This is a genomic window from Streptomyces sp. NPDC054841, from assembly GCF_053611045.1.
On the sequence record NZ_JBSGZO010000233.1, the window covers coordinates 1 to 13,362 of the forward strand.

The window sequence follows — 13,362 nt, forward strand, 5'->3', positions numbered from 1 at the left end:
CCGCCGAGCCCGTCACGGACTTCGGCGGCCTGGAGAAGAACGGCGTACGGCTCGCGATCTGCATCCGTACTCCCGTGCGGAAGTCCAGGAATTCCTGGCGCGGTTCTCCGAAGTAGAGCCAGGGATACGAGCGGGCCCGCACCCCGATCGCCCGGAAGACGTCCAGCGCCTCCTCGAACCGCTTGCTCAGGATCAGCATCAGGGCCAGCTCGTTGCGGAATCCGGCTGCCTCCGGGTCGCCCGGCTCATAGAAGGAGGACAGCTCCCGCGCACGGTCCACCGCGGCCGTGATCCGGGACCGGTCCACCGGCCCGTCGTCGCCGACGCCGGCCACGACGTCGTACTCGATGGCGGCGGCCAGCGGCAGGGCGTGCAGCTTCGAGCCCGGCAGAGCCTCTGCGGCGGCCCGCTCGGCGAAGGCGAACATCTCCTCGTGCGAGCCGTGCCACTTCGCGCACAGGTACTGGAGCGCGGCGGCGTGGCAGCCGTAATGGTGCGGGGCGCGGGCCGTGGCTTCGGCCCAGTACGCGTCGAAGAGGTCGCGCGGCGCCTGGATGCCCATGGCGTGGGTCAGGGCGATCTGCCAGGGCACCGGGTCGTCGGGGTTGAGCTCGGCGGCCGCGCCGATGACCGGTACGGCGTCCTCGAGAAGGGCGAAGAACGCCCGGAACTGATCGCGCGACACCTGTTCGGCGCGGGCCGCGGACCGTATCGCCCAGGCCCGGTCGATACAGAGGTCGGCCTTGACCAGCATCGCGTCCGGGTCCTCCGGCGCCCCGGCGAGCCAGGCGTCCAGCCAGCCCGGATTGTGCAGCGCGGACTCGGCGAGCTCGCCGACGTAGTGGCTGCGCCGTTCCCACTCGGCGCCGAGCCGGGTCGCGGCGAGCAGCTCCCGCGCGGGACCGTGGTCACCGGCGACGGCCGCGGCGACGGCGGCGCGCAGCGCTGCGGGACGGTCGTCGAGGAGAACCGCCTCGTCCGGCGGAAGGTCGGCGCCGATGGCGGAGCCGTGCCGGAGCAGACGCGGCATGGTGATGAAGGAGCGCAGGGGCACGAGCGCACATTCAACAACCAGGGGCGTGCTTCCACCAGGGATCTGCTTGGTTCGACCCCGGCCTGGTTTGACCCCCTGCGGCCCGCCCCGTAACCTTGACCGTCGGCGTGTTTCCATACGCGCCAGCTTCTGAGCACCTCCCTCCGGCTCGGCCGGAGAGGCCGTTCATCCCGTGTGGAGAGTCGCAGGCCTGTGGCCTGTGCGGACGGCTGGCATCAGAGGTTCCCGTTCCGAGCGAGAGAGAGATCCGCGTGTACGCCATCGTGCGCAGCGGTGGTCGCCAGCACAAGGTTGCTGTCGGCGACATCGTTGAGGTTGACAAGATTTCCACTGCCAAGGTTGGCGACACGGTCGAGCTCTCGACCCTGCTCGTTGTCGACGGCGACGCCGTGACCAGCGACCCGTGGGTGCTGGCCGGCATCAAGGTCCAGGCCGAGATCGTGGACCACCACAAGGGCGCCAAGATCGACATCCTGCGCTACAAGAACAAGACCGGCTACCGCCGTCGTCAGGGCCACCGCCAGCAGTACACGGCGATCAAGGTCACGGCGATCCCCACGGCTGCGAAGTAAGGGACTGAGGAGAGATGGCACACAAGAAGGGCGCATCGTCCACCCGGAACGGTCGCGACTCCAACGCTCAGCGGCTCGGCGTGAAGCGCTTCGGCGGTCAGGTCGTCAACGCGGGTGAGATCCTGGTCCGTCAGCGTGGCACACACTTCCACCCGGGCTCGGGCGTCGGCCGCGGCAGCGACGACACGCTGTTCGCGCTGAACGCCGGTGCGGTGGAGTTCGGCACCCACCGCGGCCGCAAGGTCGTGAACGTCGTTCCGGTCGCCTGATCCAGGCCCCGTAGAACAGTTCTTCGCGAGGGCGGACCTCACTTCTCGTACGGACGTACGGGAAGAGGGTCCGCCTTTCGCGTGTTACTGAAGAGACATTTCCGTACGTAATCATCTGGAGGCACATCCATGACCACCTTCGTGGACCGCGTCGAGCTGCATGTCGCCGCGGGTAACGGAGGCCACGGCTGCGCCTCCGTGCATCGGGAGAAGTTCAAGCCGCTCGGCGGGCCCGACGGCGGGAACGGCGGTCGTGGCGGTGACGTCATCCTCACCGTCGACCAGTCGGTCACGACCCTGCTCGAGTACCACCACTCGCCGCACCGCAAGGCCACCAACGGCAAGCCCGGCGAGGGCGGCAACCGCTCCGGCAAGGACGGCCAGGACCTCGTGCTGCCCGTCCCGGACGGCACGGTCGTCCTCGACAAGCAGGGCAATGTGCTGGCCGACCTGGTCGGGCAGGGCACGACGTACGTGGCGGCCGACGGCGGCCGCGGAGGCCTCGGCAACGCGGCACTGGCGTCGGCCCGCCGCAAGGCGCCGGGCTTCGCGCTGCTCGGCGAGCCCGGTCGCGCCGGCGACATCGTCCTGGAGCTGAAGACCGTCGCGGACGTGGCGCTGGTCGGCTACCCGAGCGCGGGCAAGTCCTCGCTCATCTCGGTGCTGTCCGCGGCCAAGCCGAAGATCGCGGACTACCCCTTCACCACGCTCGTACCGAACCTGGGCGTCGTCACGGCCGGCTCGACCGTCTACACGATCGCGGACGTGCCGGGCTTGATCCCGGGCGCCAGCCAGGGCCGCGGCCTCGGCCTGGAGTTCCTGCGCCATGTCGAGCGCTGCTCGGTGCTGGTGCACGTCCTGGACACGGCGACGCTGGAGTCCGACCGGGACCCCGCCTCCGACCTCGATGTCATCGAGGAGGAGCTGAAGCAGTACGGCGGACTCGACGACCGTCCCCGGATCGTCGTCCTCAACAAGATCGACATCCCGGACGGCCAGGACCTCGCGGACATGATCCGCCCGGACCTGGAGGAGCGCGGCTACCACGTCTTCGAGGTGTCGGCGGTCGCGCGTACCGGTCTGAAGGAGCTGTCCTTCGCACTGGCCGACATCGTGGCGAAGGCGCGCGCGGCCAAGCCGAAGGAGGAGGCGACCCGGATCGTCATCCGCCCGAAGGCGGTCGACGACGCGGGCTTCACGGTCACGCAGGAGGAGGACGGCCTCTTCCGCGTGCGCGGCGAGAAGCCGGAGCGCTGGGTGCGCCAGACCGACTTCAACAACGACGAGGCCGTCGGCTACCTGGCGGACCGCCTCAACCGCCTCGGTGTCGAGGAACAGTTGATGAAGGCGGGCGCCCGCGCGGGCGACGGCGTGGCGATCGGCCCCGAGGACAACGCGGTCGTCTTCGACTGGGAGCCCACGATGATGGCCGGTGCGGAGATGCTCGGCCGCCGCGGCGAGGACCACCGCCTCGAGGCCCCGCGCCCCGCGGCCCAGCGCCGCAAGGACCGCGACGCGGAACGCGACGAGGCGCAGCGCGAGTTCGACGACTTCGACCCGTTCTAGGCCGCAGGCCCTGACGGCCCTCAACCGCCGGAGGGGCTCCGATGGAGCCCCTTTGGCGTTTGAGGAGCGGGATCCGGGCCGTCGTCGCTCCAGCTCGCCCGCCCCGGTAGGGGCGGGCCGCGAGCGGACAGGATCCGATCGGTTCAGATCCGTGCGGTGGCACAACCTGCCGTGCCCGATCACCGTCTTGTACGCGGGGGCAGGGCACATTGCCCCGGCCGGCACTGAACGGAGCGTTGATGAAGGTCTCCTTCCTCATCCACACCATCTACGGCATCGGCGGCACCATCCGCACCACGCTCAATCTCGCGGAGGAGCTCGCCGGACGGCATGAGGTGGAGATCGTCTCCGTCTTCCGGCACCGGGACGAGCCGCTCTTCGCGATCGACCCCCGCGTCAAGGTCGTACCGCTCGTCGACACCCGGCAGTCCTCCCCGGGGAACGAGCAGAAGCATCCGCTCGCGCTGCGGCCCGCCGAGCGCTTCCCGGCCCATGACGCGCGTTTCACGGAGTACAGCGAGCTCACCGACGAGCGGGTGCGGGAGCACTACGCCGGCTCCGACGCCGACGTGATCATCGGGACCAGGCCGGGGCTCGTCGCGTACGTCGCCCAGTTCGCTCCGGAGCGCGCCGTGCTCATCGGCCAGGAGCACATGACGCACAATCACCACAAGCCCGAGCTGCGCGCCGAGCTGCGCGAACACCTCGCCGCGCTCGACGCGTTCGTCACCGTTTCGGAGGGCGACGCGGCGGTGTGGCGGGAGCGGATGCCGCTGCCGGACACCCAGGTGCTGGCCATCCCGAACAGCGTGCCCGAGCCCATGGTCGCCCCCTCCGATCTGAGCGGGACGACCGTCGTCGCGGCCGGGCGGCTCGCCTCGGAGAAGCAGTACGACGTACTGATCGAGGCGTTCGGCAAGGTCGTCGCCGTACGCCCGGAGTGGACCCTGCGCATCTGCGGCTGGGGCAACCAGAAGGAACGTCTCCGTCGACGCATCGACGAACTCGGCCTCTACAACAGCGTCCATCTCATGGGCCCCCGATCGCCGATCGAACCGGAGTGGGCGAAGGGCGCGATAGCCGTGTCCACCTCGCGCCACGAGTCCTTCGGCATGACCCTCGTCGAGGCCATGCGGTGCGGGCTGCCGGTCGTCAGCACCGACTGCGACTACGGTCCGCGCGAGATCATCGCGGACGGGGTCGACGGACTACTCGTCCCTGTCGGTGACACCGACGCCATCGCCGCAGCGCTGCTGCGGCTCATCGACGACGAGCCGCTGCGTCACCGGATGGGAGCCGCCGCCCGGTCGCATGCCTGCCGCTTCGACCCCGGCTCGGTCGCGAAGCAGTACGAGGAGCTCTTCGCGGACCTCGGCGCGGGCTCCCGTGCCCACGCCGCCACCTCGGCAGGCGGCCCCGCCGTGCGCGCCGGGTCGCCGCCGGACCCGGACTCGCTCTCCGACCCGGACTCGGCCCCCGACGTGGAATCGGCCTCCGACGTGGACTCGGCCTCCGACGTGGACTCGGCCTCCGACGTGGACTCGGACACGCTCCCGGATTCGGACTCGGCCCCGGACACCCCCCGCGTGGACTGCGTCGCGGACGACAGCGGCGCGCTCACCATCACCCTTCTCGGCGAGCGGACAGGGGACGCCGTCCTCGTGTGCGTGCACCCCGACGCCGCCGTCCCTGACCGCGTCTTCCCTTTCGACGCAAGCGGCCGCGCCACCGTCCCCGCGGGCGAGGACTTCGCCGAGGGCATCTGGACCTGCCACGCCGAGCGGCGGCACGACCTCGATCAGCCGCAGCCCGCCGCCGAGCGGACCTCACCCGCCGCTGACCGGACCCCGCTCGCCACCCGCGCCGTCGACCAGCGCGGAGCGATGCGGGCCGCCGCCCGCGTCCGGCCCGGCACGGTCGTACGCACCCTCGTCCCCTATGTACGGCAGGGCACGCTCTGCCTGCGCTCCTGGGTACGCCCGGTCCACGCCGAGTCGGGCGACGTCAACGTCAGCGACCGGCAGATCACCATTTCCGGGCGTTTGCTGGGCGAAGCGCAGCCGACCGGTGATCCGGTCCTTCTCCTGCGCCGCCGTGGTAAGGATGCCGGCGAGCTGGAGTTCCCCGGTGTCCGCGAGGGCACCGACGGCTTCCGCTGCACCCTCCCGACCGCCGCCCCCGCCGCGGTCCAGGCCTCCGCCCACGACGTCTGGGACCTCTGGCTGCGCTACGCGCCGGGCGCCGCACCCGTCAGGATCGGCCGCGTACTCGACGACGTGGTCGAGAAGGGCACGGTCTATCCGTATCCCTCCGTGGATCTGCTGAAGAAGCGCCCGCTCGCACGTGTGCGCGCTGTGGTGGGCCGGTTGCGCTCCCGGCCACGGGTCGAGGTAACGGTGAAGATCTTCTTCAGCGCCGGAAACGAACTTGTACTCAATGTCGTCGACAAAGCAATGAAGTAACTGTGAGCCACAGGCCGTGTCTGTGGTATCAGTCACCCCTTCGTCCCGTTCCGCCCTCTCAAACCCCCCTGGCCAGCGGGTGAACACCCGGTTTCGGCAGGGTGTGGAGCGCCCGATGCCCGCCTTGCGGGACGGTCACGGAGAGTGCGACCATCACACCGACCCCCAGTCATCGCAAGGTAGAGGTTCGTCTGTGTCCGTGCCGCAGGAAGCCAAGCCCCGCACCACAGCAGTCGTGCTCGCCGGTGGTACCGGCCAGCGCGTGGGGCTCGCGATCCCCAAGCAGCTGCTGAAGATCGCCGGCAAGGCCGTCATCGAGCACACGCTGACGATCTTCGAGCAGGCGGAAGCCATCGACGACGTGATTGTGCTGATGGCGCCGGGATTTGTGCCCGACGTCGAGAAAATCATCGCGAAGGCCGGACTCACCAAGGTCACCAAGGTGATCGAGGGCGGCGCGACCCGCAACGAGACCACCGAGCGCGCGATCCGGGCCATCGGTGAGGACCTCGCCGAGGGCGAGGACGCCAATGTCCTCTTCCATGACGCGGTGCGTCCGCTTCTGTCACAGCGAGTGATCGCGGACTGTGTCGACGCTCTCGAGCGCTACCAGGCCGTGGACGTCGCCATCCCCTCCGCGGACACGATCATCGTGACCCGCACCCACGGCGAGGACGGCGAGTTCATCACCGACGTCCCGGACCGTTCCCGGCTCCGCCGCGGTCAGACGCCGCAGGCCTTCAAGCTCTCCACGATCCGCAGGGCGTACGAGATCGCCGCCGGGGACCCCAACTTCCAGGCCACGGACGACTGCAGCGTCGTGCTCAAGTACCTGCCGGACGTGCCGATCTACGTCGTCGCGGGCGACGAGTACAACATGAAGGTCACTCAGCCGGTCGACGTCTTCATCGCCGACAAGCTCTTCCAGCTGGCCTCCACCGCCGCCCCGCGCCAGGCCGACGAGGCCGCCTACCGCGAGCTGCTGGCGGGCAGGACCCTGGTCGTCTTCGGGGGCTCGTACGGCATCGGCGCGGACATCGCCGCGCTCGCCGAGCAGTACGGCGCGAAGGTCTACGCCCTGGGCCGCTCCACCACCGGCACCCACGTCGAGAACCCGGAGCACGTGGACGACGCGCTCTCCAAGGCGTACGCCGAGAGCGGCCGTATCGACTACGTCATCAACACCGCGGGCGTCCTGCGCATCGGCAAGCTCGCCGAGACCGACAACGTGACCATTCAGGAAGCGCTGAACGTCAATTACCTGGCGCCCGTCCAGATTGCTCGCGCCTCGTACAAGTATCTGGCGGAGACCAAGGGGCAGCTGCTTCTCTATACCTCTTCCAGCTACACTCGCGGCCGCGCCGAATACAGCCTTTACTCGTCCACCAAGGCGGCCATGGTGAATCTCACCCAGGCCCTCTCCGACGAATGGGCGGGCGACGGAATCCGTGTGAATTGCGTCAACCCGGAGCGTACGGCCACGCCGATGCGCACCAAGGCGTTCGGCCAGGAGCCGGCCGGTTCGCTGCTGTCCTCCGAAGCCGTGGCCCGGACCTCGCTGGACGTGCTGCTCTCCGAGCTGACCGGCCATGTCATCGATGTACGGCAGCAGGACCCGACCCGCGAGGCGAGCGAGGCCTCCGGATTCGAGCAGGCGCTGGCGTCCGTGCTTGACCGTCAAGAGGATGTGTAATAATTCCCCATTGCTGAAACAATTCGGGCCTCTGTCGGTCGCCATACGCGACACAGAGGCCCGAGTTCGTGAAGGCTCGTCTTCACAATTTCCTTAAACGTGAATCAACCGGCACCTTTGGAGCAGATTCTACGTGATTTCGACCGCCATTCGCCTGGCACGTGTGGGCAGCCGGTCAGAGCTGGCCGCGGCAGTCCTGATGGGACTGGGGTATCCGTGCGTCATGATCGCCGCGCTGATCCCCAGCATCTGGATGTTCGCTGCGGCGGCCGCCGTGACCTATGCCGCGGACTGGTATCTGCACCAGCGCGGCAGCTACCTGGTCAACCGCCTGAACAAGGTCCGGGCCGGTCTGCCGATCCGCTTCCTGCTCCGCCAGCTGCTGCTGATCCTGCTGCTCGCCCGCGAGAACCTCGCGGATCAGCCGCTGTTCTACGCGACGGTCGCCTGCTTCCTGCTCTTCTACGGCCTCCAGGCGCCGCACGGCGCGCTGACCACCCTGATCCGGCTGCGCCGGACCATGCCGGTCGTCACCCGCAACGTCGACCTCAACGCCGTACGCATCCCCGACGCCCCGCCGCGCGCCCTGCTGCGCCGCTCCGGCGAGAAGATGCTGCACCTCGACATCCCCGCCATGGCGGGCGTCGTGTTCGCGGCCGCCACCGGCCGCAACATCGTCGGCTACGTCGGCACCGCCGTCACCATCGCCTTCGCCCTGCTCTACACCGCCGCGCTCGTGCCGTATCTGCGCCGCAAGCGCCGTGTGCCGTCCGCACCCGCCGTGCTCAAGGCCGTGCAGAAGTGGCTGAGCGAGTACCAGCCCACCGTCGCCCTGTACTTCTCCGGCTCCGACGAGTCGGCGTACCAGGTCAACATGTGGCTGGAGACGATGGAGCAGATCGACGGCAGGCCGATCATCATCATGCGCGAGCGGGGTCTCGTCGCGAAGCTCAACGAGACCTCCGTGCCCGTGCTCTGCGTCCCGGGCGGCCAGCACCTGATGGCGATGAAGCTCGACACGGTCCGGGTGACGCTGTACCCGGCCAACGTCGGCAAGAACATCCACATGCTGCGCGTACCGACCATGAAGCACGTCTTCATCGGCCACGGCGACAGCGACAAGCTCGCCAGCGTCAACCCCTTCTCCAAGGTGTACGACGAGGTGTGGACGGCGGGACGGGCCGGCCGCGACCGGTACGCGCTCGCCGACGTCGGTGTCCGCGACGACGACATCGTCGAGGTGGGCCGTCCCCAGCTGGCCCCCATCAAGACCTGGACGAGGGCCCCGAAGAACCCCATCCCGACCATCCTGTACGCCCCCACCTGGGAGGGCTGGGACAACGACCCCGGCAACACCTCCCTGCTGCTCGCCGGCGAGAACATCGTCCGGCGGCTCCTGGAGGCGGAGCAGCCGGTCCGTGTGATCTACAAGCCGCACCCCTTCACCGGCATCCGCAACAAGAAGGCCCTGGCCGTCCACGAGCGGATCATGGCGATGGTGCGGAAGGCCGCCGCCGACCGCGCCGCCGACCCCCGCTGGGCCGAGCAGGCCGCCGCGGCGCAGTCCGGGCAGTCGGCCGCGCGCGCCGAGCTGACCCGTATCGAGGCCCGGCTGGCCGAGCTCTCCAAGCCCGGCCGCGCGGGCGGCGACGAGTCCGAGGAGTCGCGGGTCTCCCTCGCCGACCCCCAGCGGCTCGCCGAGATCCAGCGGCTGCGGGCCGAGTGGAACGACGCGTACTGGCGCTCCTTCGGCTGGTGGGAGCACAAGGTCGTCACCGGCTCCGAGCCCAAGCTGTACGACTGCTTCAACGAGTCCGACGGCATGGTCTCCGACATCTCCAGCGTCGTCTCGGACTTCATCGCGAGCGGCAAGCCGTACGCCGTCACCGACTCGGCGGAGCTCGGCACCGACGAATTCAAGCGGCAGAACACCGCGGTACGGGCCGCGGTCATCCTCTCCAACAGCGCCGAGGAGATCGACCAGCTGCTGGCCGCCGTGGCCGACCCGGCTGCCGACACCCTTGCCGACGGGCGGGACGAGCTGAAGAAGTATCTGCTCGGACCCGACGAACCCACGTCGATCGAGCAGTTCGACGCGGCGGTACGGGCGCTGGTGGCCAAGGCCGAGGCGCGCAACGCCGGTGTGGAGCAGCGCATCGGGGCTCAGACGATCGGTGAGCTCGACCGCGAGTCGGACGCCGGCGGCGCGGGTGGCGCGGGCGGCGACACGGAGGGCAACGGCGCCGAAGGCAATGGCGCGGAGGGCAATGGCGCGGAGGGCAATGGCGCGGAGGGCAATGGCGCGGAGGCGACGGCCACCGCGGTCCGCTGACGACGCCCTCGGCCGAACGGCCCGTAAGCCTCCCTGACAGGGGCGGACTTACGGGCCGTTGCGCGTGCCGTCACACCGCTGACATGCGCGCTGTGCACCATGTGCCAATGTCCGACAGCTGTACAGAGCCTCCCGGCGCAGAGTGTCCCGGCGCAGAGTGGCCCGGCACCGAGGCTTCCGGCACCGGGTCTTCCGGCACACAGACTCCCGACGTCAGCGTGATCATCGGCGCTTATGAGGCGATGCCTTATCTGATCAAATGCCTCTCATCGGTCGAGACCCAGACGCTGGGCCCGGACCGGCTGGAGATCGTGGCCGTCGACGACGGCTCCGCCGACGGCACGGGGGAGTACCTGGAGGAGTTCGCGGCTCGTACGAAGGTGGCCACGAGGGTGGTGCACCAGCCCAACTCCGGTGGCCCCAGCGGCCCCCGCAACACCGGCCTGGCCATGGCCCGCGGCCGCTATGTCTTCTTCCTCGACGCCGACGACCACCTGGGCGAGGAAGCACTGGAACGGATGGTCGCGATGGGCGACCGGGCCGGCACGGACGTCGTGCTCGGCAAGGTCGTCGGCGTCAACCGCAACGCCGCCAAGTCGATGTGGGCGCGGACCGTCGAGCGCGCCGACATCTACACCTCCAACGTCAAGTTCACGCTCAGCGCGCAGAAACTCTTCCGGCGCGAGCTGCTCGTCCGGCACGGCATGAGGTTCGACGAGTCCCTGCGCACCGGCGAGGACGCGCTGTTCACGATGGAGGCGTATCTGCGGGGCGCCGGAGTCTCCGTCGTCGCCGACTACACGTGCTACTACCTGGTCGGCCGCGAGGACGGCAAACACCTGACGAAGACGGGCGGATACGAGCCGCGTTTCGACTCGGCCCGCGCGCTGATGAAGCTGATCGCCGCGCACGTGCGGCCGGGCGCGAGGCGCGATCAGCTGATGGTGCGGCCGTTCACGGTCACGCTGCTGCCGCAGTTCGGGCCGGTGGTGCTGCGGCAGTCGGAGGAGATCCTTCGGCACAAGATGGAGCTGGCCGCCCCGCTCATGGCCGCGTACTGGACACCCGGGGTGGCCCGCCGGCTCCGCGCCGAGAAACGGCTGCGGCTCACCTGCGTCGCGCTGGGCCGCCCCGATCTGCTGCGGGACGTCCTGGCGTTCAGCCGCGCGGACACCGTGCCGCAGGTGGTGCGCCGACGCGGACGGGCCTATCTCGCCTATCCGCACTTCCAGGAGCCGGAGGCGGGCATCCCCGTCTCCGCGTACGAGGTGACCGTGCCCGAGCGCATCGGCGGCGAGCGCATCGAACCGCACGTACGGCTCGCACGAAGAGCCTGGCGAGCGGCACGACGGGTGCGCCGGGGCGCCGGGCACGCCCTGGCCAGGATGCGCCGGACAGTGCTGCCCAAGCGCTTGTCCAGCGGATGAAATGGAGGAGCGTCGGCGGCGGACCCTGGCATAGATTCGCCACGTGACAGTGGCAAGGCAGTACGTAACGGAAGCACGCAGGATCGTCGTCAAGGTCGGTTCGTCCTCGCTCACCACGGCCTCGGGCGGCCTCGACGCCGACCGCGTGGACGCCCTCGTCGACGTACTGGCCAAGGTCCGCAGCGGCGGCGAGAAAGAGATAGTTCTGGTCTCCAGCGGTGCCATCGCCGCCGGGCTCGCACCGCTCGGACTGGCCCGCCGCCCCAAGGACCTGGCCCGCCAGCAGGCCGCCGCCAGCGTCGGCCAGGGTCTGCTCGTCGCCCGCTACACCGCCTCCTTCGCCCGCTACGGCGTCCGCGTCGGCCAGGTGCTCCTCACCTCCGACGACACCAGCCGCCGCGCCCACTACCGCAACGCCTACCGCACCCTCGACCAGCTGCTCGCCATGGGCGCGGTCCCGGTCGTCAACGAGAACGACACCGTCGCCACGGATGAGATCCGCTTCGGCGACAACGACCGGCTCGCCGCCCTCGTCGCCCATCTCGTACGGGCCGACCTGCTGGTCCTGCTCTCCGATGTCGACGGCCTGTACGACGGGGACCCCAGCAAGCCCGGCACCTCCCGGATCGAGGAGGTCCGCGGGCCGGAGGATCTGGCGGGCGTGGAGATCGGCTCGGCCGGGAAGGCCGGCGTCGGCACCGGCGGCATGGTCACGAAGGTCGAGGCGGCCCGAATCGCCGCGGCCGCCGGCGTACCCGTCGTGCTCACCTCCGCGAGCCGCGCCGCCGACGCCCTCGCCGGACGCGACACCGGCACCTACTTCCGCCGCACCGGCCGTCGCTCCGCCGACCGGCTGCTGTGGCTCGCCCATGCCTCCACTCCGCAGGGGTCGCTCACCCTCGACGAGGGAGCCGTACGGGCCGTCGTCGAGGGCAAGAAGTCGCTGCTGCCCGCCGGAATCGCCTCGGTCGACGGCGAGTTCAGCGCCGGCGACCCGGTGGAGCTGCGTGACTCCACCGGCCGGGCCGTCGCCCGGGGCCTGGTGAACTTCGACTCGAAGGAGATCCCGCAGCTGCTCGGCCGCTCCACCCGGGACCTCGCCAAGGAACTCGGCCCCGCATACGAGCGCGAGGTCGTACACAGAGACGATCTCGTCGTCCTGCACCCTTGACGTCACCCCTGAAACGGCTGAAAGTCCGGCCTTCTGGCAAGGACCTTTACCAAAACCGCCCCACGTCCCGTCCCGGGCTGGTCAACTTTGTCAGGGGGCTTTGTCACGGGGACAAGGCGGGGGTTCGGCACCACAACGCATCAACAGGAGGCCGCCGGTGAGACGAGCGCGCCCAGGGGCGGCGCCCCGTGGGACACGGGGCACCACCCACGCCCGCAGAGCCGCGGGGGAGCAGCGTGCCCTGACGAGTGTGGAAGCGGGGGCCGACTTCGACGACTCCGACGACGTTGACGGTTCCGGCGGCTTCGACGGCTTCGACGAGGACAAGGGCGTCGGCACGGGCCGGGGCCAGGAACCCGGACGGGACGCGGACCCGCAGGCCAGGGACCGTGTGGTGTCCAAGCTGTGGCACGTCACGCTCTGCGTCTCGGGCCTGGAAGCTCCGCTGAAGGAGGTCAGGCGAGGACTCGAACAGCTCGCCCACGACCACCCCTTCCTGCTGACCAGCCGGTACGCCAACGATCACGCCGAGATCCGCTACTGGGAGGAAGCCCGGGACCTGCACGATGCCGCGGCCGTGGCACTGCGTCTGTGGGGCGAGCACCGCTCCAGTGCCAAGCTGCCGCCGTGGGAGATCGTCGGCCTGGAGGTCATCGACCGCGAGACGTACCACCAGCGCATCGCGGAGGGCTACGGCCCGCCACCCGCCGCCCCCGTCGGCGTTCACCCGTTCTGAGGAACCCCCGCGGAACGGCCGGCCGCCCCGGGCTGTCCGGGTGACGGCCCGGGCAGCCCGGGACGGACGGGCGCCGGGAT

At 69.9% G+C, this 13,362-nt stretch carries 9 protein-coding genes and 1 pseudogene; 9 read left to right on the plus strand and 1 reads right to left on the minus strand.

Annotated features, from left to right (window positions below; genetic code table 11):
* Positions 1-1,054: pseudogene (locus ACWGI8_RS26590) on the minus strand (hypothetical protein); the annotation flags it as partial.
* Positions 1,055-1,305: 251 nt separating this feature from the next.
* On the opposite strand from ACWGI8_RS26590, the gene rplU reads away from it, so the two are divergent.
* The 9 genes from rplU (at position 1,306) to ACWGI8_RS26635 (ending at position 13,282) form a co-directional block, all read left to right on the plus strand.
* Positions 1,306-1,626 (plus strand): 50S ribosomal protein L21, encoded by a 321-nt coding sequence (rplU, locus tag ACWGI8_RS26595; RefSeq protein ID WP_317432731.1) that lies wholly within the window; start codon positions 1,306-1,308, stop codon positions 1,624-1,626.
* A 14-nt stretch (positions 1,627-1,640) separates the two neighbouring features.
* On the plus strand, positions 1,641-1,895 hold the full coding sequence (gene rpmA, locus ACWGI8_RS26600) for a 50S ribosomal protein L27 (protein ID WP_453664593.1): 255 nt from the start codon (positions 1,641-1,643) through the stop codon (positions 1,893-1,895).
* A gap of 129 nt (positions 1,896-2,024) precedes the next feature.
* Positions 2,025-3,461, plus strand: a complete 1,437-nt coding sequence (gene obgE / locus ACWGI8_RS26605) for a GTPase ObgE (protein WP_453664595.1) — start codon at positions 2,025-2,027, stop codon at positions 3,459-3,461.
* Between the two features lie 239 nt (positions 3,462-3,700).
* Positions 3,701-5,923, plus strand: coding sequence for a glycosyltransferase (locus ACWGI8_RS26610; protein WP_453664596.1), 2,223 nt, complete (start codon positions 3,701-3,703; stop codon positions 5,921-5,923).
* A 193-nt stretch (positions 5,924-6,116) separates the two neighbouring features.
* Positions 6,117-7,616, plus strand: coding sequence for a D-ribitol-5-phosphate cytidylyltransferase (locus tag ACWGI8_RS26615; RefSeq protein ID WP_453664598.1), 1,500 nt, complete (start codon positions 6,117-6,119; stop codon positions 7,614-7,616).
* Between the two features lie 133 nt (positions 7,617-7,749).
* On the plus strand, positions 7,750-9,948 hold the full coding sequence (locus ACWGI8_RS26620; protein ID WP_453664600.1) for a hypothetical protein: 2,199 nt from the start codon (positions 7,750-7,752) through the stop codon (positions 9,946-9,948).
* A gap of 218 nt (positions 9,949-10,166) precedes the next feature.
* The gene (locus tag ACWGI8_RS26625) at positions 10,167-11,375 is read left to right on the plus strand and encodes a glycosyltransferase family 2 protein (RefSeq protein WP_453664601.1); all 1,209 of its coding nucleotides are present in this window, start codon (positions 10,167-10,169) and stop codon (positions 11,373-11,375) included.
* 43 nt (positions 11,376-11,418) lie between these two features.
* The gene (proB, locus tag ACWGI8_RS26630; protein ID WP_453664602.1) at positions 11,419-12,546 is read left to right on the plus strand and encodes a glutamate 5-kinase; all 1,128 of its coding nucleotides are present in this window, start codon (positions 11,419-11,421) and stop codon (positions 12,544-12,546) included.
* Between the two features lie 157 nt (positions 12,547-12,703).
* Complete coding sequence (locus ACWGI8_RS26635; RefSeq protein WP_453664604.1) at positions 12,704-13,282, plus strand: hypothetical protein; 579 nt, start codon at positions 12,704-12,706, stop codon at positions 13,280-13,282.
* The last annotated feature ends 80 nt before the right edge of the window (positions 13,283-13,362 follow it).

Bases quoted from the DNA above. Each gene is read 5' to 3' on its own strand.
- rpmA (WP_453664593.1), top strand. From the start codon at position 1,641: ATGGCACACAAGAAGGGCGCATCGTCCACCCGGAACGGTCGCGACTCC.
- ACWGI8_RS26610 (WP_453664596.1), top strand. From the start codon at position 3,701: ATGAAGGTCTCCTTCCTCATCCACACCATCTACGGCATCGGCGGCACC.
- obgE (WP_453664595.1), top strand. From the start codon at position 2,025: ATGACCACCTTCGTGGACCGCGTCGAGCTGCATGTCGCCGCGGGTAAC.